Origin of the sequence: Zhenhengia yiwuensis, assembly GCF_014384995.1 — a bacterium.
GTDB classification, from domain to species: domain Bacteria; phylum Bacillota; class Clostridia; order Lachnospirales; family Cellulosilyticaceae; genus Zhenhengia; species Zhenhengia yiwuensis.
The window spans coordinates 34,850-56,953 of sequence record NZ_JACRSY010000014.1; the positions used below are offsets into that span (position 1 = coordinate 34,850).

Consider the following 22,104-nt stretch of genomic DNA (forward strand, 5'->3'; position numbering starts at 1 on the left):
TATACCTGTTTATTATTCGCTAGATGTCGTATTGTATACCTGTAATTGTTTCTGTTTCATTATCAAAAAGTGTTAAAGCTAATTTTTCAAGGACAGAACAAGGTGCGTTCTTCAATTTAATATTAAAATGATTATTTTCTTTTTTAATTTCAACTTCTGTTACATGCCCCTCTAAATGTACCTGTCTATCCATCCCATTATCTTCATAGTAAGTATGATGACATACTTCTTTGCAGTAAGCAATTCCTGTTAGGCTCGTCATATCTAAATCTTTTGTACTATCTGCTGCCGCTCCTAATAAAAGCATACGCCCCGGTCTTACAAAGAGAATGAGCTGGTCCATATCACAGGCTACATAGTGGTGCCCTTTAGTCATCTTAGTTAGTGTGTAAGTTTTCTCATCCTCAAACGTAACAAGCAACATATCTTCTGGTAAATACACATAACGACCAGTCTTATTCTGCTCATATACAGGTGCAATCATAAGACTTTCTCCTACTAAAAGCTGGTCTTCCACTTCTCTTACATACTCATCTTCATATTCAAAGGCAAGCGGTTTAAAGTACATGCCATCTTCTAACGCAGCTTTCATATACTCGCTATATAAGTGTGGAATTAGTGCATAACGCAATTTAATCCATTTTTTAAGCCTTTCTGTATGCTCAAAAGCATAAGGCTCCTGTTGTCTTGTCCATGCCGCTGTATGATTACGTAAAAGTGGCATAAAGATACCAAACTGAATCCATCTTGTTAGAAGGTCTTCTGTTGTATTATCACTAAATCCACCTACATCTGCTCCACTATATAGGAACCCGTACATATTAAGAGAAGGCATCATCTTAATATTAAGCAGTAAATGGCTCCACCATGAACGGTTATCCCCAGTCCATATCCCTCCATAACGATGCATACCTACATAAGATGCCCTTGAAAAGAGTAGTACCCTTTCTGAAGGTCTAAGCTTTTCAAAAGCCTCTCCTGCTGCCCTTGTCATATTGTACCCATATAAGTTATGAACATCATAGTGTCTGACGCATTTGCCATCCATGTCGTGATGCATTTCTTTAAAGTATTCCTCTTTATTCATGATTTGACTAAAGCTATCTTTAATACCGAAGAATGTGCCGAGATCAATATTCTTATCCTTACTTTCCTCTACCTTCTGCATAGCCTGTGCCATAGCTCTTGGTGTATAGAAAATAGCTGGTTCATTCATATCATTCCAAAAGCCATCAATTCCTTTATCCATAAGGCATGCATAATGCTGGCCAAACCATGCTCTTGCCTTACTATTTAAAAAGTCAGGGAAATGCACCTTCCCAGGCCATACTGCACCTTCAAAGATATTCCCTTTTTCATCTCTTACAAAGAAGTCCCCTTCTACCCCTTCTTCATAAATATTGTAGCCTTCTTCTACTTTTACCCCAGCATCAATAATAGGAATGAGTCTAATACCATCCCTTTTTAGCTCCGCTACAAGCTCTTCAAAATCAGGAAATTTCTCACGATCTATAGTAAAATCCTTAAGCCTCTCCATGTAATCAATATCTAAATAAATGCTATCTAACGGAATACCATTATCTCTAAAGCCTTTTGCTACAGCCCTTACTTCCTCATTCGTTTTATAACTCCATCTACTTTGCTGATAACCAAATGCCCATCTAGGCGGTATGTAACTTACTCCTGTAAGCTGCCTAAAAGTCTTCACTATATCAAGAAGGGTATCTCCTTCTAAAATATATAGGTCTAAATCCATGGTTTCTGGTATAATCACTAATTCATCTAACTGACTGTACCCTATATCAAAAGTTAACCTACCAGGGTAATCTATAAAGAGTCCAAAAGGCTTCTCTTCTGCTATGATAATAAAGTTATGTGCAGCATATAAAGACCTTTTAGTCTCTGTATGCATATCATCATCGGAGCAAAAACTTTCATAAATCCATCCTCTTTTATTAATGCCCCTTACGCTTTCTCCTAAACCATATACAGGTATGTCCTTTTTCAGTTTATATTTAAAACTTTTGCCTTCTAAAGCTAAATATGATAGATTCTCTCCTACTTTTATATTACCTAATACAACTGCATCTGTTTCAATAGGCTGCCCATAAGTATACTTGATTACTTTTTCATCTAATTCCATATGCTTCATCCTCTCTACTCTATATTTTTAATGCACTTAGTATAACATAGTAAGAATGTTATAAAAACACTATAATTAACAGAATAAAACTCAGTCTTGCTTTCCTTTAGCTCAGCTTTACTCACTCTATCTCTTATTTACTTAAAACTATTTTATTTACAAGCCCTATGGAGCTATTGGCATAGACTCTAAAATTAAAATAACGCTCTAAAGTAATCATTTTTTCAGATACAGCTGTTTGTGTATTAAGTAATCTCATTAAAAAATTATAAAAAAATCGAAGAATTTCTAGTACATAGGACTATATAGTATATGTAAAATGCAAACACATCCTAGGTAGTAGATACATCTTACACATTGTAAGCAAGATAGTTCTAATGCTAGTCCCCCCTTCTAGCTCTAGCTACTACTGCTTACACCATACCATAGGCATGAATTGTGGCAGCAAGCTTATGGTTGAACCTACGCTAAGTAACTACACTAAGTATCTGGCAGCAGATTAAGAAGCTATCAGCCTATCTTCCAGCAACCTCATACGTTCTACGTGCTACCTCCTAACTCACCTTTATACATGCATAGGCATCCCTATAAACGATAGTTACGGACAATACCCACCTACGACCTATGACTAGCCTATAGAAAAGCCCTCCACTTCCTGGTCTTAAGCCTCTCTACTTAATCCGTTACAGGCTAACTTATGCCACACAAAAAGCCAAGCTAAATACAGTCTATTTTAAGGGGGAGACTGTATTTAGCTTGGCTTTTATTATTAAAATAACGCTTTAACTGCAATGATTACTAAAATAAGACCGCCTAGTATCTCTGCCTTTCCACCTAGTAAACTACTTACCTTTTTACCTGCCAAAATAGCTATAAGACAGCATATGGCTGTTGTTAGCATAATAATGCTTACTGCTGGAATGATGCTCACCTGCATAGCACTAAAGCCTATACCAACTGCAAAAGCATCAATACTTGTTGCTATAGCTTGAATAAATAACGTTTTATAAGTAAGTACTTTCCCTTCTGATTCTACATCTTTTTCTGTTTCTGCCTCTTCCTCATCTTTATGTCCTAGATTATCCTTAAGCATTTTCCCTCCGATAAAACCTAAAATCACAAAGACTAATATATTCGCATACTTACTAATCACATCCGCAAATAATCCCCCTGCAAAGTAACCGATAAGTGGCATAAGCCCCTGGAACACCCCAAAGAGAATTGGCATTGCTAGTGTTTTTGCTTTAGTGGTATTCTTATAAGCCATACCATTCGCCATAGATACTGCTACAGCATCCATACTAAGACCAAGTCCGATTAAAATAATTTCGATAAATCCCATTCTTTCCTCTCCTTTTTACCACAGATTTATGCTTATTTTAGACAAAAAATAAAAGACCCATGTATGGCAAATAAACCATACATGAGTCTTGTTCTTTAAGACAAGCCAGATTACTACGTAATCATTATGTTGACTTGCCACTTATATCAATAAGCAAACTACTCCCTCATGAAGTAACTATTTTCATTATAAACAATTAAACTTTTAAAGTCAATTAACCTACCTAGCTTAGAAAGACACTTACGAGAATAAGTGCTATACCTGCAATACCCATAATCACTGCAAAGTTAGATCCTTCCTCAAAGCGTTCTAAGTTCTCTTTAGCATATTCATAGCCTCTGGTACTACCAGAACTTCTAGCATGGAGATAACGCATATCTGTCCTACCTGAAACATTGCCTCTCAGACTTGACAAGCCAATACACATGACAATAAGCCCTGCCCCTAAAAGTACTGTAGTTACACTAAATGTCATAAAGAAACTGGCGATACCAATAACAATACCTATTATTAATGCAAGTAATAATCCCTTTAATAAAATCCCTAACAATGCTTTAATCATCTGCTTCATACACTCCCCCTATGAAAACATCTTTTTAATCTCCTCATACTTTTCACTTGTAATGAGTGCATCTTTGTCGATATCTTTAAACTTCACAATATAAGTCCATCTGCCGTAAGGCAGGATTTTTGTAATCTGTGATAGGTTAATAATATAAGATTTATGGCTTCTGATAAATTGATCTTTATCTAGCTTTTCTTCTATATCAGATAAGCTAGCTGAGGTAGTAAAACTGTCTTTTTGAGTATAGATAACTGTACTATTGTCCTCTCTTTGAATGAGTATGATATCATTGATCGTAACAAAGCTCATACTCTCTTTACTCTTTACAAGAAGCTTTTCAAGTCCTTTTTCATATCTGACGATCTTATCCATAGTCGGTTTTTCATCTGGCTTTTGAAGGTCTTTGATACGCTCTAATGTATGGTTGACACGTTCTACATTGAAAGGTTTAATAAGGTAATCAAAAGCATATACTAAAAAGGCTTCTGGCATATACTCACTATGAGCTGTAGCAAAAATAAGTTTTGCCTTAGGATTGATGTCCGCCATAATGCTAGCACAGCTTAACCCATCACCTTCTCTAAGCTGAACATCTAAGAAGACTACATCAGGTTTAAGCTTATTAAATAGTTTAATACCTTCTGTACTATTGTCACACTCTCCTACTATGCTGAACCCTTCATTTTTTTCTATAATCTTTCTTACCAGTGTTCTTATCCCAACCTCATCTTCTATTAATAAGACTTTTATACTCATTATCTATAGCTTGATCTCCTTCTATTTCTTCTCTTACATACTGGGGTTCCAAGTAGTTCAGATAACACCATAGCTTCCTGCCAATAAGTTCTTTCAACTTCTACTGGCTCCTGTGCAGTATTTCTAGGGAGCTCTTCATAGGCTGGTCTTGGACGCTTCTCTACAGGCTGTGCTTTTTTAGACTCTTCTTCCCCTCCATGATAAATATCATGTGCCCCTTGCTTTTTATGTTTCTTTTTCTTTTTAGCAGATGATTTTTTAGAGAATTTAACAGGCATGTTGTTCATACCTGTTAATAGTTTTTGATTCATCTCCATCAATTGTATTTCTCCCCCCGTGACGAGGTTACTCATAGCACTGAAATTAAGATTGTTTTTGGCCATCCTTACCACCTCCTAGTGGCATCTTTCCAGTTCCCGTTGTTGAGATTGTTTGACGCATTTGTGTATCTGCACTAATGTTTTGGAGGTCATAGTAGTCCATAACACCCATTTTACCTTCTCTTAAAGCATAAGCTAATGCTTTTGGTACTTCAGCTTCTGCTTCTACAACGTAAGCACGCATTTCTTGCTCTTTAGCTACAGCCATAGCTCTTCTTTCTTCTGCTTTAGCCTGTGCAATATTTTTATCAGCTTCTGCTTGAAGAGTTTGAAGGTGTGCACCAATATTTCTACCTACATCAATATCTGCAATATCAATTGAAAGAATTTCAAAGGCTGTTCCTGCATCTAAACCTTTTCCTAATACCATTTTTGAAATACCATCTGGATTTTCTAATACTTCTTTATGTGATACAGAAGAACCTACTGTTGTTACAATACCTTCACCGATTCTAGCAAGTACTGTTGCTTCACCAGCACCACCTACTAATCTTTCAAGGTTAGCTCTTACTGTTACCCTTGCTTTAACAAGAAGTTCAATACCGTCTTTAGCTACTGCTGATACATTTGGTGTTTCAATAACTTTTGGGTTAACACTCATTTTTACAGCTTCAAGTACATCACGTCCCGCAAGGTCAATAGCTGCTGCCTTTTCAAAAGGAAGCTCAATACCAGCACGTTCTGCGGCAATCAGTGCATCTACCACTCTGTCTACATTACCACCAGCTAAGTAGTGCGCTTCTAGCTGATTAACGCTAAGACCAATACCTGCTTTAGTAGATTTAATAAGTGGTAATACGATACGGTTTGGTATAACTCTTCTAAGTCTCATACCAATTAAGTTGAAAATACTTACTTTAACATTCGCTGCCAGTGAGGAAATCCAAAGCCCTACTGGTACAAATACGAAGAAACCTATAATTAATAAACCTACAATACCAATGATAATAACACTTCTAATAACACTATCCATTTATCTCTCCCCTTTATCTTATTATTTTACTTTTACAACGAGTTTTGAGCCTTCTACTTTACAAATTACAATTTCAGTACCTTTTAGTACATATTGTCCTTCAGATATAATATCAAAGTTCACACCGTCAAAACTTCCTACACCAGAAGGCCTTAGGTCAGTTAGTGCAATACCTTCCTTCCCTAATAAGTACTCTAAGTCTGATGAGCTAATATAACCTTCTGTCTTCTTCTGTTCATCTGTTAGAATAATAGGTTTTACAAGCTTGCCCTTTGCAAGTAACCAGAGCATAATACCCAGCATAAGTCCCAGAACAGCTAAAATACACAGGGTCATAATGACACCTTCTTCTATGGTATCTGCTGTTAAAATGACACTTATACCAAGACAAATAGTACCTGCTACACCTGGTACAGATATACCTGGAGCCGTCAGCTCGATGCCTATTAGAACAAATCCTACAATAAGTAGAATAATACTAAAAAGTGTAAGTCCATCTAATAAACTTATTAGCATCTTATCCTCCTCCTTTATATTTTATACTTCTATCTTATGTTTTTTAAGGCCTACTGCCTATATGAAAGCTGCCATTTATACACTTTTAGCTCTAAACTGTCAGTTTTTCCTCTCTATCCTTTGGTAACTTCACGCTAAAACAAGTTTTTCCCTCTCTAGACTCGACTTGAATAGTCCCTTTTACCGCTTCTACAATGCGCTTTGTAATATAAAGACCCATCCCATGCCCTTCTTCTTTCTTTGTAGAGTAGCCTTCTATGAAAATCTTAGGTATAGCCTCTTCTTCTATAACAGGTCCATTATTATAAATGTAAAAGGTATAATACAGTTCATCTTCTGTAATATCAATATACAAATTACGTCCATAGTCTAGCTGTTTGAGCGCAGTCATACCATTATCAATTAAGTTAGAAAGCACCTTACATAACTCCCACCCCTCCATCGGAATGTATTTTAGGTCTGACTTAATCTCTAAATACATATCTATAGCATCTTTTTCCGCCATTTGAAGCTTTGCCTGAAGTAGGGCATTTACTGCCGGCTGAGCTGTTCTAAGTGCTTTGCTGACCTTTAGAATATCCTTATATACAGGTTCCATATACTTTTTAGCTTCCTCATATTCTTCGAGTTCCATAAGTCCATAGATGACCTGAATATGATTCAAGTAGTCATGCCTTTGCTCCCTTAAAGTCGAATTAAAACGCTCTAAATTTTTAATCGTTTCTGATACATCTTCCTTTTCCTTTTTATACAAAATAAAGTAATAACCAAGTACAGATAAGGTACTATTAAATACTGTCAATATCCCCGTTGTATAAAGGAGTACATACATCTCCTTACTCGGTGTATAAGTCATAAAAAAAATAATGATAAGAATTAAAATAATTTGAATGAGATTGATAAGAAAAGAGGCTTGTAAAAGCTTCTTAAGATTCATGTATAGTTCCCCTCTTAACTTTTAATTTTAAAATTAATTATAGTACACTTCTAAAATTTTGTCTTCCCACATAACAGGCATTAGCCAATCTGTTCTAGGAAATGATAGAGGTTGTCTATCCCTTCTCTTATCTTAATGGAAAATAATCCTTGTCTCTCTTCTTCAAGTTCTAACAGAAGTTGCTGATAGGTTACCCAATCTTCTTGAGTCTGTTCACTTCTAAGAGGTTTATCTAATAAATTCTCTTGCTGCAAAGTGGCCTCAAGGTCACCATCTATAATTTGTTTAAGAGGTACCACATCTGCAGGTTCTTCTACATAATAGCCTTCTTTACGGCTGTTTAAATATACAATCGCATACTGATCCATCTCTTCATCTAAATAAAAATCAGTACTCATCTTCACCTTGTTATCTCTCATACCATCCGTAAGTATATGTAATGATTCTCCTATATGAAATCCCTTAATGACTTGATCCACTTTTACTTCCCATACTGTATCTTTTCTCATATATGTCTTTGATTGGTCACGCCCTACAAAGTACTCTCCTTTATCTACAGTACCGCTCTGGCCCACCAACTCTACAATAGCAATCATATCTGCCCTATTTACTCTCTCCTGTGGTGTACTATAAATCCAGCAAGCTTGTAATGTTTGAGTTAGAAGAAGTGCACTGATAATCACCAAACCTATCTGCTTCATATTATCCCCCCCTAATTAAAATTTTCATAATATTCTTATTCGAATTATAACGCAGTCTGCTTCTATTATAAATATATATTTAAGTTATTATAAAAGTAATCCCTCTCCTACATAATATTTTGATTATCTCCATATACTACATTCAGTCTTATACAAATCTATTTCTAATCTCAAGTGTCAACCTCCAAATAAAAAGGGTTCTAGATTTTTTCTAGAACCCTTTTTCTCTTTTAATCATTATGTTTGTAATGTTTTTTAATAGGTTTTGTTACACTCCAATGACATTTCATTCCTTTAGGGAAAATCACATAATCTCCAGCTCCAAATTGATAAGCTTCACCATTATAAGTAACCGTTGCTTCACCTTCTAAAATAAGACAAACCTCTTCTTCTTCAAAATCCCATTCAAATTCTGAAACTTCACAGCTCCAAGTCGGACAGTTTTTCATTTCCTGTTCTTCTTCTGGGCTAGGTTTTCTCACAATAACAACCATTTTCTCTCCTCCTTTCTAGCATTCTCTTTTTTATTATGGTTTCTTTCTCTCAAATTAACCTTTTTAATTTTTAATTATGTGTATATTGCATTTATTAGCCTAGAATTTTCTATGATAATTTAATCTAGAGTTTGCTATTATTCTTCTTTAATTTATGATAAAACTTAACCTCTACTTCTGATAAGTCCTGTTCTTCTTTCATGCCTCTTATGGAGTAAAGATAAAATACAATCTGTCTTACAATGACAGGCACTGTCATCATCATCATGAGGCATACCATTTTACTAAGACTTATATCAATAGCTTCAGTCTGAAATACCATTCTAAGTAGGTTCATAAAAATTTCTAAAGCTACTGTAAAAACAATAGCTAGCCAACAAAGTGTTTCTAAAAAGGTTTCAAAATGAAGCTCCTTAAGATAGTTACTTTGTTCCTTAATTTTAATGACCTCTTCTGTAGATTCCTCATTCCCTTTTTGTTTATTAAACTTCTTCATCCATCTTTTAAAAGGTTTAGATGGTGCAATTATTTGCACCATCAAGCATCCTACAGTAGTGCCTAATAGTGCTAAAAGCGTACTAAAATTAAGGTAACTTGCAATGTTATAACTTTCTGGGTACATGGCAAAAAGGATACTGTTAAAGATGATACTTACAAAAAGTAATGTACACCAGTAAACTACCTTACTTCCTACTAGGCTAATTTTCTGCCTGAATTTGTGCTGCATCGTAAAAACAGTAAGCCCCATGCAAAGCGCTAGTAATTCTACAAATAGAATCATGATACATCCCCCTCTACGCTATAGTTTTGATCTATTTCATGAAGGTTCTTAATGTATTCAAGTCTTAAAGCAAGATCCGACATTTTTTGATTTGCCCAAATGATAAACTTCGTTTTAATGAGAAGATACTTTTCATCTGTATCATAATTCCCTTCTCCCGTCAGATACATCTCCTGACCTGAAAGGATGCTTGCTAAGTTAAATTGGCATAATACAGCCACAAAAGCATTATACTTGTCTAATTTTTCAAGTGGACACCACATGGAGTAACCACTTTCAATGCCTTCTGGAATAATCTCAAAGTGCTTAAGGAAGCTCTCAATCGCCAAAAGCGTATGCCCTAGGCGCTCATCTTCCTTACATTGTGTATCTCCTGCCATAATGGTAGCAATAAGGAGCTCTTCTATAGCCTCTTTCGACCTACCTACAATGTCTCTATTCTTCTTAGCAAAAAGAGGTGTCTTCTCCCTCCCTTGCATCAGTGCAAAGAGCAGAGTAAGCCCATCAATAAGTACGGCAAAAGCAATACAGAACCACGCCATTGCTTTTGAACTACCTGGCTCCAATAAGTTCTTAACAGGCAGTACATATAGGTTATGCATAACATATTCAGAATCTGTTAAGTTAATTTGCTCTTTTAAATTTCCTGTTTGATTAAGGAGATAAGCTGCATTTTTAATCTCCGACTGCATCTGGGTATAGAGTGTCATAGCATCTTCTTCTCTTATAATACCATCTGGCATAACTTGCTTTTGAACTACTTCAAGAGGCTGCATAATCACCTCATCTGCAGCTCTTAATGCTAAGAAATGATTAAGGTTCTCTTTAAACTTGGCAGATTCCTCTGCATCTAATCCACTTACACCCGTATAAAGATTGGTTAATAATGTAGAAAAAATACTTCTATCCCCTTCTCCTCTCATCATGAAACCAAGAGCATAATCTTGAATAGCATCCATCTGTTTATCAAAGGCTGTCTCTGTTCCCTCAGGTTCTACAAGCTTATACATGGATGCTACAATCTTTTGAATCTGCTCTTTATTCGTCTCTGCTTCTATACTCTTATTAATGAACTCCTCTTTGCTTTGCCCACCTAAGATAGCCTTAACCTCATTTTCATAAAGCTCATTTTTAAGATCAGCATCTTGCTTAGTAGTGTCTGTAATCATAGTTCCTACAGCAGCATTATACTTAGCCATATCTTCATAATACTTATCTAGATTATCTCCATAATTGTTAATATTAGGCTTTTTAATGGCATTAGTCTGAGCATTAATCTTCCCTCCACTTACCTTAATACCATTAATCTTCTCTTCCAGTACCTTATTTTCTTCTACTTGTTTAGATAGGCTACTGTACGACTTATTAATTTCACCTACTAAATCAAATATATAGCCTTTCATTTCATTTTCTGACTGGTCTTTCACAAGCTGATACTTCTGTGACATATTGCCATAAATCTGTTTGTAACGTTCCTCTAAATAATCCACTGGTGAATTAATGTGGTTATAAATACCTATGTATGAAAAATAGGTTGAACACGCTGTGGCCATGACCAAAATCATAATGAACCATATCTTAAAGTACTTTCTAATCGTATGACTCATACAAAATACAATCAGCTGAATAGCTAATGCAAATAGAAGAGGTGCACTTAATTTAAATGGTAAGTTGACCCCACCAAAGTAAACTTTACTCCCTTCATAAGTAGTGGCCAGTGATATAAGCTGTAAAAATACTGTTACAATTACTACAAGCCATGCAAGTGTATTCTGATTAAAAATAATATCTGTTCCTCTATAGTCATTTCCACGTAACATATTCTGATAAAATTGCTGCTCTTTTTTCACGCTATGTTTCTGGTAAGCTTTTTCTAGTTTAGTGCTTAGCCAAGTTCCTTTTGGCATTTTATCACCTACTTTTCATTAAAAATAACATCTCTTACCTCTTATTATAAAAGCCAGTTCTTATAAAAGACCGTATATTTTTCTTAAGCTTTCTTTAAGAATTCTTATATTTTGTTAAGAAGTATACTGTTATTCGGTGTTATTTTTTTGTTTATTTAATAATTTTATGTTAAAATTTATTATATTTAAACACTTATGAGAGGATTTATAACCGATGATTACCTATAATTTAGATGGAAGCATCAACAAATTAATTTGGGAAAATGATTTAGAAATTAAATTTAGGCAAGATGAGTACAGCGGCCCAAGTGTTTTTATATGGACCAAAGAAGATAGTGAGCCTATTAAAGTTAAGTTTCATCCAGCTATTGGAAGTTTGAAAGGCACCTACAATAATCTACTCTTTGATATGCATTATGAAGAAAGCAACTACCAACTAGAACTTACATTATTTGTGCAAAATCACTCTGATCATGATTTTACTCCTAAAAGGCTCGAACTCAGGTTAGGTATTGATACTTATATGGAAAAGTTCCCTGACTGGGATAACCGCTTCTTCCCTACTATGATACGTTGTGAAAGCACACATGCTTGGGGATACATGCGTTCACCAAAAGGAAGCCTACTAGCTCTTGCATCCAAAGACCCTATAGCTTCTTGGCATCATAGTTACTCGCGTGCTTACTATGACCCAGTATACAGTGATACGGGGCATCGTATTTACACAACGAGTTTGGATTTACTAAATGAAGGACCTCTCCCCATACGTCACCCTCAATCTCTTAGTTGTATACCTGCTAGAGAATCTAAAATCTTTCGTATATTACTTGCACATGTAGAAACAGAGGAAGAATTACTTCCTACTTTAGAGCATTACATAGGTATGGCTAGCATTAAAATGGATAAATACACTTATGAACTAGGTGAACAAGCTACAGCAACTTCCTTTGGCGCTCTCACCTTTAAGGCCCCAAGTGGAAAGGTTTATACAGATACAACTTGCGTTACACTAGATGAATACGGTATATGGCAAGTCCTTTCCTCTCACCAAGATAAGATAAATGAGGCACTGATTTATGTACGCCAGCCTTGGTCTTATTATCTAGATGAGGCACGTAAAGCTGCCCTTACTTATAAGCAGAAAGCTACTACGCATACAGAATCCTGGTATGGCTTTTTCTCTGCCTTCTTAGCTAGGAAGTATCATCCACAGCCTGAGCTTGATGAAGCTCTAGAGCAAAAATTTGAAGAGGTTTATCAAGTTATGCTCCATGAGGATATCCCTGTCGAAGCTGCCCTTCCAGGTCGCATCCAAAACTGGGCCCAGATGATTGGGCTCCTTGTAGATGCCTATGAAGCTACCGGTAACCTTCTTTATCTAGATAGAGCGGACAAACTTGCAAGCCATGTTATGAAACACCAAAGTGACGATGGTGCTTACCGCTGTGGCTACGGTGTACATTATACTTGTGTCATTTACATTGCTAAGGCTATGCTTGAACTTTATCTAGCAGAAATTTCTAGAGCGGAGCCTGTTTATAAGGAACGCGCTCTTATTCACTACGAAAGTGCTAAATGTGCTATAGATGATTTAGAGAAGTTCAAAGATAACATACAAACTGAAGGAGAGATGACCTTTGAAGATGGTATGATTTCTTGTAGTAGCCTGCAGCTTGGCATGTTTGCTCTTATCCAGCAAGAGCAAGTCCCAGATGACCACGTAGACCCTACACCTTATATCCAAGCTGCACGCTATATGTTAGATAAACACCGCTGCTTAGAACTTACCCAAATCCCTGACTGCCGTATGCGCGGTGCTACCCTTAGATTTTGGGAGAGCATGTATGACGTTATGATTTTACAAGGCCTAATGACAAGCCCACATGGCTGGACTTCTTGGAAAAACTACGCAACTTACTACTTATATCGCTTAACAGGTGAAAAATGTTACCTCACTGACCTTATGGATACACTTGGTGCCTGCATGCAAGTTATCGACCATCAGACAGGTAAATTAAGATGGGCCTTTGCCACAGACCCTTACATAGAAGCTGACGTATTCGTTCCAGATGAAATGCGCCCTGGCAAAGGCAAAATGGTTAAACAAGTTATAGGTGAACAATATATTGATATGGTATCGGATTGGTGGCATACAGATCCAGCCATAGTTAGCATGGGCTACGCCTACCCAGATAGAAACATGACAGATGGTATCTACCAAGGCGGTGCCTGTGATAATGATGTCCACGAGCACTTTAAGTGCCTTGAAGAAGTTGCGCTCACCAAATCCTACATTCACCAAGAAGAAGACGAATTGCTTCACTATAACTGTAAGATATCCCTTACAGATAACCACCTTACGATTATGCCTTCTGAAGCACTTGTAAACGAAGTCATTATTCGCTTAGAAACACCTGTTACGCTCCACATTCCAGAGTGGAACCGTACACTTGAACTAGTCCCTGGACTTTATACAATTCAAAAATAATTAAGCTATTATCTTAGATATATTATTTTATACATACTACTTCTTAACTTCAAATATAAATAGATCTATTTATTGCACATAAATTTCAACATTAAAAAGAGCCTCCTTCGATAGAAGGGGGCTCTTTTTAAGACCCAGATTTTAATCCTTATACATGCTCTGATAATGTTCTCCCCATTTCCATAGTGCATCCATAACAGGTTGTAAGCTATAGCCTAACTCAGTTAATGAATATTCTACTCTAGGTGGTACCTCAGGGTAAACTTGGCGTATCACAAGTCCATCAGCTTCCATAGCACGTAAATTCTGCGTTAATACCTTTTGACTAATATTTCCTATGGAGCTTTTTAACTCTCCAAAACGTTTAGTTCCTGAAAGTAAGTCTCTTAAAATTAAAACTTTCCATTTATCACCAATAAGATATAGCGTTGTTTCAATAGGGCAAGGTGGTAAAAGTCGTTGCATCACTCATCCTCCAATAGTTTCTTTTAGGTACCTATAGCACTTTAAAGTGCTTACTTTCCAAACGATACTTTTAATATTATTATAAATTCATAAGCAACCGGTGGCAATAAAATGAATAGGAAGGTATTAACAATGAATGAAGTGATACAATTCTTAAATGAAAATCCAGTACAATATTTTGCTACAGTAGGTTTAGATGGTAAACCAAAAGTAAGACCTTTTCAATTTATGCTTGAGCAAGGTGGCAAACTATACTTCTGCACAAATAATACAAAAGAAGTTTATAAAGAAATGCAAAATACTCCTTATGTAGAAATAGTAACATCAAGCTCAACTTTTGCTTGGATGCGATTAAGTGGGAAGGTAACATTCTCTAATGATTTAGAAATTAAGAAAGCGATCATTGAAGCAAGCCCACTTGTAAAATCTCTCTATCAAACAGCAGAAAATCCTATTTTCGAGATTTTCTACCTTGATGAAGCAAATGCTGTGATAGCTGATTTTTCAGGAAATCCACCTAAGACATATGTATTATAAATTAAGATATAACTATACATATAGCACCTCTTAACGCTTAGAGGTGCTATATCATTTACTAAAACAACTAATCTCCTAGGTAGTTCATATTTCTACATACTCACTACTTGTTGATGATTGACTTTAAGCACCTTATCATAGCGATGCTTCGTATCTTTAAAAAGTACATGACTTACATTAATAACTGTTACGCCTTCTAAGGCTAGTATACTTTGTTCTATTTCCTTTGCCCTTTCCATATCAAGTGCTGCAAAGGCTTCATCTAGGAAGATAATACTTGCATGTGCTAGAAGCCCTCTTGCAATAACCACTCTGCTTCTTTCCCCTCCTGATATGTTCTTACCATTATCATAAATCATAGTATCTAATCCATCAGGCAAACTTGCTACAAAGTCTGTAAGCCCCGCCTTCTTAAGGGCCTCCTCAATCTCTTTTTCACTATAATCCTTATAAAGGGTAATGTTATTTCTCAAGGTATCTTCAAAGATGAATACCTGTTGTTCTACATTGGCTACCTGTGAAAAGAAGTCTTGTTTTTTAATATCCTTTAGGCTATGCCCATCAATTAGAATTTCACCCTTTGTAGGGTTAAAGTACTTTCTAAGAAGTTTAAGTAGTGTAGACTTCCCACCTCCACTTGGCCCTACAATGAGATATTTCCCACCTTTTTTAAGTTCTAGCTGTACATTCTCAAGTATCTTATCAGACTCCTCATAACCAAAGTCTACATTTTCAAGGATGATACCTTCTTTAAAATCCTTAAAGGCTACAGTCTCTTTATAGTTATCTTCATTTTTAAGGGTTTCTTCAATCTTTTTCATTAAGTCTTTAACTGTAAAAATCTTTGGCAACTGCTCAGTTATATTCATAACAGGCCACATAACCTTTTGAAATCCTTGCACGACAAGGAATACACCACCTATAGTAATGGTTCCTTTAATAGCCATAAATCCGCATACGGCACATACTGTATACATCATTAAGTTCATTAAAGCATTTTCTGAAGCTTGGATGTAAGAAAGAATCTTATCTATAACATATCCTTTTTGCTGAACCTCTTCGCTCTTTTCATTAAAACTATTTTGTACACGTTCACGTAAGTTGTTACTCTTAATAATATGAAAAGCTGATAACACTTCTTTAGTATAAGAAGTATAACCCTCGAATAAATTACTGCGCTCCTTCATATGCCCAGAAACAGGTTTAGAAGTCGCCATAGAGAAAATAATACTTAAACACATAACACCTAATGCTAATAAAATCACCCAAGGTGTAACTGTAGCAATCATCCAAATACCTGCAAAAAAGTTAAGTAGACATACTCCAATTTCATAGATACTATCAGTTAGATTGACCTCTAACAGGTTAAAGTCATTTGTTAAGCTAGAAATATATTTAGCGTTATTCTCTTTATGAAATTCACTAATATTTTTACCGAAAACACCTTTTACATAGTAGCGCTTCATATTAAGGTTCGCCCGTCTCTTATATAAAGCTCTTGTAACTGCTGTTAAAATACATAAAGGTACAAGACATACAGCCATCAAAATCAACACGCCAGCTGTTTCTTTAAAATGGGTCATATCACCACTTAACGCAATATCCATAAGCTCTTTCATTTTAATAAAAGTATAAGAGTCTACTATGGCAAGTACTCCTGCACTCACTAGTGCTATACATAATATAGGCAGTGCCTTAAACAATTGCTTTAACATACAACCACCTCCCCAAAGTAGTCTTTTGCACTGTACGTATGAACTTTTCGATTCTTAAGCTCTAATACATAGTCATACTCTTGTGTTATCCCTTCATAGTAGCGATGGCTAATGGCTACTACAGTACAATCTAAACCAAGAAGTTCCTGCTCAATTTTTCTCCCCATCTCTTCATTGAGAGCTGAAGTTCCTTCATCTACAAAAAGAATTTTTGCATTTTTCGCTAAGGCCCTTGCTATAGAAATTCTTTGTCTTTGTCCACCTGAAAGATTCTTACCATTTTCTAAAAGCATGGTTTCAAGACCATCCTTCCCTTCAAGTAAGTCATCAAGCCCCGCTTTATGGGCTGCTTCTAATACCTTCTGGGTAGGTATATCTTTATAAAGGCTAATATTGTTATGAATAGTATCTTCAAAGAGAAATACATCTTGGTACACAAAGGCTACCTGATTGTTAAAATCACTTTCCCCAATAGCCTTATAATCTTTTCCATCTACCACAATACTTCCCTCATAGTCATCATAAATCATAGATAATAGCTTCATCAAAGTAGATTTGCCCGCACCACTTACCCCTTTAATGAGATACTTCTTACCCGCTTCTATGGTAAACTGTGCCTCCTCTAAAATTTTGCCTGCCTCATAACTAAAGCTTAAATCCTTTACTTCTATAACCTGATTAAAGTCAAATGTTAACCCTTCTTTATTTTCATTTACAGAGCAGCCTTCCTTCCGTGTAATCTTATCAAAGATACGCTTAGAAGACTTAATTACATTAAAACGTGGTAGTATCTCTACAAGAGGGAATATCAAACTGCTACAAAGCTGTACGGTTATCATTTGTATCCCTAAGTTCCCTCCATTAGCCATCTTAATACCTACATAAACAACAACACCTACTAATATAATGTAACTTGCAAACATCATTAAACTACGTTGCTGTTCACTGTAAATATTAAAAGCAACTTTTCTCTTTTCAACTTTATTAATAGCTTCTAAACTCTTATCTAAGAACTTATCTTCTATATTATTAAGCTTTAAAATCTCTAATCCATTAAAATTAATCTACTTGCAATGTGTAACCCACCTGCTAAAACAGATGCCCCTATAGCCAAGATGACAATCCATCTAAAAAGTATAATATCTTTTTTATCTAGAACCTCAAACATCATTCCAAATAGCCCCATACGTATAAGGCTATCTACTACTGGTAAGAAACAGGCAATGATATAAATTGCAAACTGCTTCTTTTTATTAAGTAAAAGTTCTTTCATTTAATCCTCCCCCTTCATATGATTCAATTGTTTGAATTCTAAAATAATACCAAAGAAACATTGTTTCGTTGTCAATATAATTACGCAATATTGTTTTATTTATTTATGAATAAAAAAATAAGAGCCGAAGCTCTTAGATTTTAATCTGTCCAAGTTTGTTTAATAAAATCAGCTCGTCCAGATTCTATATATTCTTTTTGATAAGCATCAGGATTCTTTTTATAATAATCCTGATGATATTCTTCTGCTAAATAGAAAGGCATAGCAGGTAGTACTTTTGTGACAACAGGTTTGCTAAACTTACCACTCGCATCTAGCTCTTTAATGTATCTCTCTACAATGTCTCTTTGGTTTTCGTCTTGATAGAATACTGCTGTTGTATAACTTTCACCTCTATCAATAAACTGTCCTGCCTCATCTGTCGGATCGATAACCTTAAAGAAAATATCTACTAGCATTTCAAAACTTATCTTGTCTTCATCAAAAGTAATTTCTACTGCTTCTCTATGTCCTGTAGTCTGAGTTTTAATTTGCTCATAAGTAGGATTTTCTACATATCCTCCCGTATAACCTGATAATACACTTTTTACACCTTCATACTTATCAAAAGGCTTAATCATACACCAAAAACATCCACCTGCAAAAATCGCTTTTTGTAATTTACCCATTTCTAACCCCCCTCTACTCTAATTTCTTTCTTACTTTTTATTCCTTTAACTTCTTGATCTTAAATTTCTTATCTATTGTACTTCTTCCTCTACTACAGTTTTTTTAAGGAATCCAATCATGAGTGCTGCAACCACTACACCACTTAAAAAAGCAATCACAAATCCTATAGGATTTTCAATAACTGGAAGGATAAAAATACCACCATGCGGTGCTCTGGATGCACATCCAAAGAACATAGCAAGTCCCCCTGCTACTGCTGAACCCACCGTTACTGAAGGTAATACACGAAACGGATCTGCTGCCGCAAAGGAAATAGCTCCTTCTGTAATAAATGAAAGACCTAATATATAGTTTGTAAGTCCTGCTTCTCTATCTTTTTTAGTAAATTTATTTTTGAATAATGTAGTTGCAAGTGCAATACTTGTAGCTGGCACCATACCACCAATAATAACTGCCGCCATAGCCGCATAGTTGCCTGCATCAAAACAGATAACTGCAAACATGTAAGCCCCTTTATTTAAAGGTCCTCCCATATCTACTGCCATCATAGCTGCTAGTACGATACCAAGTAAAATCTGACTTGATGCCCCCATACCCGTTAAAGTTTCAGTAATCATAGTATTAAGCATTGTAACAGGCGGGTTAACCACAAACGTCATAACTGCACCTACTAATATAAGTCCTAATAAAGGATAAAGCAACATAGGTTTTAAGCCCTCTAAAGACTTAGGAATAAAGCAAAGCACTTTTTCAAGTAAAACCACTATGTATCCTGCTATGAAACCTGCAAGTAAAGCTCCAAGGAAGCCTGCCCCACTTTGCTGAGCCAATACTCCGCCAATAAAACCAACTACCATACCTGGTTGACCTGCTATACTTACTGCAATGTAAGCTGCAAAAACAGGTAGCATAAATCCAAAGGTTAAATCCCCGATTTGCTTAAGAAAAGCAGATAACGGTGTATTTGAACCAAAGTTAGACGGATCTATTGCATAGTCATCAAATAAAAATGCTAATGCAATCAGAAGTCCCCCGCCAATGACAAACGGAAGCATATGTGTGATGCCATCCATCAAATTGCGATAAATCTTTTGCCCTATTGATTCTTTTTTCATTTTGTCTCTCCTCATTCATGCCGTCCACTTTTGTTTTCATGATGTCAGCATTCATTATTATATATACAAAAACAGCTTCAACCCGCACAGTTAGGGGCGAGATATTTTAAACCACTAAAATATCTCGCCCCTACTGCGATGCAGTACTGTCTTGTTTACTTTTTACCTATTTTGCATTTATATAAACGATCTATATAGACACCTATCAGTGCAGCTGTTGGTACGGAAGCTATCATTCCTATACCTCCAAAATAACTCCCTCCAATTAAAACAGCTATTAAGATCCACACTGGTAGAAGTCCTACCTTGTCCCCTACTATTTTAGGTTGAACAATATTACCATCAATTTGTTGATAAAGTAAAAGAAGTACAGCTCCTGTTATACCTAATCCAAAATTTGTAAAAGCTCCGAGTACAAACGCAAGTCCCGAACCTACAATAGGTCCTACATATGGAATAACATTTGTAAATCCCGCTGCAACTCCTATTAAAATAGCAAATGGATGTTTAATAAGTATCATAAGTAGTACCGATACAACCCCTACAATAAAGGAATCCAGTATTGTACCCAATAAATACTTTCCAACCACATCATCTAACGTTTTGACAAAATCAATTATATTATCTTTTACCTTTGGTGTACATACAATAGTTCCAAATTTACTAATCATAGCAAAAAGTTTTTCCTTATCTTTAAGGAAATAGAACGTTAAAATCACCGATACAACTAAATCTATTACAAAAGAACTAAAAGAAGAAATCAGCCCACCCAAACTATTAATCAGTAACTGCCCTCCATCAACAAGGAAGCCTTTAACATAATTAAAGATATTAATATTGGTTATATCCACATTTAAGGTATTTAAAACTTTTCCTATTTCTTTCATCCATATATTAAACTGTGCTTCATACTTAGGAATAGAACGAATTAGAATTTTAATATTGTCAAACAATGGTGGGATGATAAAGTTGATAATCATTGCAATAAGTCCTATTACAGCTAGAAAAATAAGCGTTACACTTATAAGTCTAATACTCGCTTTACGTTTTTCTCTATCTCTTTTAGGTACAAGTTTATCAAGTCCTTTATTTATCCAATTCTCAATATATACAACAGGATAATACAGTAAATATGCAGCTACAAAAGCATTTATAACCGGAGAAATAACACCAAAGAAATTCTTAATAGCTTCCCAAATTGTCATGATTAAATTAGGTGCATTATCTACTGTCTTAAAAATGACAATCAAAATACTTCCTATGACAACCGATGTAAGCCCTACCAAAAAATACTTTTTATAAGCCTTTAACTTTTCTAGCATCTATTGATCCTTTCTAATAGCTTTTTTCTACCCATACAAGCTGCTCTCTATGATGAAGTACAGCTTCCTCACTCATTTCCGGGGCAATTGTTTCTTCATGTGCAATGGTTAAGACAGACATAGTATTAGCAAATTTAACAGTATCTTTCATACTCTTGCCATTCATATATCCATAACCAATTCCTGCAACAAAGGCATCTCCAGCACCTGTTACATTAACAACCTTTGGATTAATTACTCTAACAGTACCTTCTTTTTCACCATCAAAATAATAAATCCCATCACTATCAAGGCTAATAAAAACCTTTTTAAGCCCTTGTGCAATAAAGTATCTTCCTGCTTCTCTTATAGATTCTTCATTATCAAGCGGGAAGCCACATAAGATTTCTGCCTCATAACGATTTGGCTTAAATGTATGAAGATGTGGAATAAGGTGTTTTACTGTTTCCGCTTTTGCAGCAGATACAGGGTCTAAAATAATATTAGTATACTGCGCAAAATTCTTTACAATGTACTCTGCAATTTTTGGATTATCCGCATCTAAGATAACATACTCTGCATTTTTAATAAGCTCCGCTTTAGAATCTACAAATTCCTCTGTGAATAGATCCGCAATACTAATATCTACCACAGCCGAAACCATCTCACCATTATCATCTAAAATCGCGATATAAGTTGGTGTAGATGCACCCTCTACAATTAATGAATCACTCATATCAAAATTTTGTTTATTCGCATGTTCTCTAAGGCCTTTGCCTCTTTCGTCATCACCTAGAACAGAAATAAATTTTGTATTTACACCTACTCTAGCCATATTTTCAGCAATATTTCGGCACACTCCACCATAAGACATCTTTACTGAGCCAGGATTGGAGTCGTAAGCTCTATAGTTTGAATGGGTGAATCCAAAAATATCACAAATGGACATCCCAAATACAAGTATATAAGGTTCATTTAATCGAGTCATTTTTTCGTCTTCCTTTTCTTTATGATTATGCTATTTTATCATACTCTTAAAGAGATTT

At 35.5% G+C, this 22,104-nt stretch carries 22 protein-coding genes; 2 read left to right on the plus strand and 20 right to left on the minus strand.

Annotated features, from left to right (window positions below; all coding sequences use genetic code 11):
- Positions 1 to 19: 19 nt before the first annotated feature.
- The 12 genes from H8718_RS09945 to H8718_RS10000 form a co-directional block, all read right to left on the minus strand.
- Positions 20 to 2,143 (minus strand): glycoside hydrolase family 31 protein, encoded by a 2,124-nt coding sequence (locus H8718_RS09945; RefSeq protein WP_249332760.1) that lies wholly within the window; start codon positions 2,141 to 2,143, stop codon positions 20 to 22.
- Between the two features lie 769 nt (positions 2,144 to 2,912).
- Entirely contained in the window at positions 2,913 to 3,485 is a 573-nt protein-coding gene (locus H8718_RS09950; RefSeq protein WP_177671748.1) for a manganese efflux pump MntP, read from the minus strand.
- 223 nt (positions 3,486 to 3,708) lie between these two features.
- Positions 3,709 to 4,056 (minus strand): hypothetical protein, encoded by a 348-nt coding sequence (locus tag H8718_RS09955; RefSeq protein WP_249332761.1) that lies wholly within the window; start codon positions 4,054 to 4,056, stop codon positions 3,709 to 3,711.
- 9 nt (positions 4,057 to 4,065) lie between these two features.
- Positions 4,066 to 4,806, minus strand: a complete 741-nt coding sequence (locus tag H8718_RS09960; RefSeq protein WP_177671746.1) for a LytR/AlgR family response regulator transcription factor — start codon at positions 4,804 to 4,806, stop codon at positions 4,066 to 4,068.
- Positions 4,806 to 5,189, minus strand: a complete 384-nt coding sequence (locus tag H8718_RS09965) for a hypothetical protein (RefSeq protein ID WP_249332762.1) — start codon at positions 5,187 to 5,189, stop codon at positions 4,806 to 4,808. Before H8718_RS09965 ends, H8718_RS09960 begins: the two co-directional genes overlap by 1 nt.
- Positions 5,170 to 6,159 carry a flotillin-like protein FloA gene (gene floA, locus H8718_RS09970; RefSeq protein ID WP_249332763.1) on the minus strand — a complete coding sequence of 330 codons (990 nt, stop codon included), beginning with the start codon at positions 6,157 to 6,159 and terminating at the stop codon, positions 5,170 to 5,172. The genes H8718_RS09965 and floA overlap by 20 nt, the downstream gene beginning before the upstream one ends.
- Positions 6,160 to 6,180: 21 nt before the next feature.
- Positions 6,181 to 6,675 carry an NfeD family protein gene (locus H8718_RS09975; RefSeq protein WP_177671743.1) on the minus strand — a complete coding sequence of 165 codons (495 nt, stop codon included), beginning with the start codon at positions 6,673 to 6,675 and terminating at the stop codon, positions 6,181 to 6,183.
- A gap of 91 nt (positions 6,676 to 6,766) precedes the next feature.
- Positions 6,767 to 7,612, minus strand: coding sequence for a sensor histidine kinase (locus H8718_RS09980; protein WP_249332764.1), 846 nt, complete (start codon positions 7,610 to 7,612; stop codon positions 6,767 to 6,769).
- A gap of 80 nt (positions 7,613 to 7,692) precedes the next feature.
- Positions 7,693 to 8,313 (minus strand): hypothetical protein, encoded by a 621-nt coding sequence (locus tag H8718_RS09985; protein ID WP_249332765.1) that lies wholly within the window; start codon positions 8,311 to 8,313, stop codon positions 7,693 to 7,695.
- A gap of 230 nt (positions 8,314 to 8,543) precedes the next feature.
- The gene (locus H8718_RS09990) at positions 8,544 to 8,807 is read right to left on the minus strand and encodes a cupin domain-containing protein (protein ID WP_249332766.1); all 264 of its coding nucleotides are present in this window, start codon (positions 8,805 to 8,807) and stop codon (positions 8,544 to 8,546) included.
- A 124-nt stretch (positions 8,808 to 8,931) separates the two neighbouring features.
- Positions 8,932 to 9,588 carry a hypothetical protein gene (locus H8718_RS09995; protein WP_177671739.1) on the minus strand — a complete coding sequence of 219 codons (657 nt, stop codon included), beginning with the start codon at positions 9,586 to 9,588 and terminating at the stop codon, positions 8,932 to 8,934.
- Positions 9,585 to 11,495, minus strand: a complete 1,911-nt coding sequence (locus H8718_RS10000) for a hypothetical protein (protein WP_249332767.1) — start codon at positions 11,493 to 11,495, stop codon at positions 9,585 to 9,587. Before H8718_RS10000 ends, H8718_RS09995 begins: the two co-directional genes overlap by 4 nt.
- Before the next feature lie 214 nt (positions 11,496 to 11,709).
- On the opposite strand from H8718_RS10000, the gene H8718_RS10005 reads away from it, so the two are divergent.
- The gene (locus H8718_RS10005) at positions 11,710 to 13,983 is read left to right on the plus strand and encodes a hypothetical protein (protein WP_249332768.1); all 2,274 of its coding nucleotides are present in this window, start codon (positions 11,710 to 11,712) and stop codon (positions 13,981 to 13,983) included.
- 141 nt (positions 13,984 to 14,124) lie between these two features.
- Here the strand turns inward: H8718_RS10005 and H8718_RS10010 are convergent, their stop codons facing one another.
- Positions 14,125 to 14,448 carry a winged helix-turn-helix transcriptional regulator gene (locus H8718_RS10010; RefSeq protein WP_249332769.1) on the minus strand — a complete coding sequence of 108 codons (324 nt, stop codon included), beginning with the start codon at positions 14,446 to 14,448 and terminating at the stop codon, positions 14,125 to 14,127.
- A gap of 132 nt (positions 14,449 to 14,580) precedes the next feature.
- Between H8718_RS10010 and H8718_RS10015 the strand changes: the two genes are divergently transcribed.
- Positions 14,581 to 14,985 carry a pyridoxamine 5'-phosphate oxidase family protein gene (locus tag H8718_RS10015; protein ID WP_249332801.1) on the plus strand — a complete coding sequence of 135 codons (405 nt, stop codon included), beginning with the start codon at positions 14,581 to 14,583 and terminating at the stop codon, positions 14,983 to 14,985.
- A 92-nt stretch (positions 14,986 to 15,077) separates the two neighbouring features.
- Here H8718_RS10015 and H8718_RS10020 read toward each other — a convergent pair whose 3' ends face one another.
- The 7 genes from H8718_RS10020 to H8718_RS10050 all read right to left on the minus strand — a co-directional run bounded on the left by H8718_RS10020 (position 15,078) and on the right by H8718_RS10050 (position 22,046).
- The gene (locus tag H8718_RS10020; RefSeq protein ID WP_249332770.1) at positions 15,078 to 16,700 is read right to left on the minus strand and encodes an ABC transporter ATP-binding protein; all 1,623 of its coding nucleotides are present in this window, start codon (positions 16,698 to 16,700) and stop codon (positions 15,078 to 15,080) included.
- Positions 16,694 to 17,623: an ATP-binding cassette domain-containing protein gene (locus H8718_RS10025; RefSeq protein ID WP_249332771.1), complete on the minus strand. Its 930-nt coding sequence runs from the start codon at positions 17,621 to 17,623 to the stop codon at positions 16,694 to 16,696. Before H8718_RS10025 ends, H8718_RS10020 begins: the two co-directional genes overlap by 7 nt.
- 122 nt (positions 17,624 to 17,745) lie before the next feature.
- The gene (locus H8718_RS10030; RefSeq protein ID WP_249332772.1) at positions 17,746 to 17,973 is read right to left on the minus strand and encodes a hypothetical protein; all 228 of its coding nucleotides are present in this window, start codon (positions 17,971 to 17,973) and stop codon (positions 17,746 to 17,748) included.
- A gap of 140 nt (positions 17,974 to 18,113) precedes the next feature.
- Complete coding sequence (gene msrA, locus H8718_RS10035; protein ID WP_249332773.1) at positions 18,114 to 18,641, minus strand: peptide-methionine (S)-S-oxide reductase MsrA; 528 nt, start codon at positions 18,639 to 18,641, stop codon at positions 18,114 to 18,116.
- 72 nt (positions 18,642 to 18,713) lie between these two features.
- The gene (locus tag H8718_RS10040; protein WP_330597640.1) at positions 18,714 to 19,757 is read right to left on the minus strand and encodes a PTS fructose transporter subunit IIC; all 1,044 of its coding nucleotides are present in this window, start codon (positions 19,755 to 19,757) and stop codon (positions 18,714 to 18,716) included.
- A 155-nt stretch (positions 19,758 to 19,912) separates the two neighbouring features.
- Positions 19,913 to 21,079: an AI-2E family transporter gene (locus H8718_RS10045; RefSeq protein WP_249332774.1), complete on the minus strand. Its 1,167-nt coding sequence runs from the start codon at positions 21,077 to 21,079 to the stop codon at positions 19,913 to 19,915.
- A 13-nt stretch (positions 21,080 to 21,092) separates the two neighbouring features.
- Complete coding sequence (locus H8718_RS10050) at positions 21,093 to 22,046, minus strand: carbohydrate kinase family protein (RefSeq protein ID WP_249332775.1); 954 nt, start codon at positions 22,044 to 22,046, stop codon at positions 21,093 to 21,095.
- Between the last annotated feature and the right edge of the window lie 58 nt (positions 22,047 to 22,104).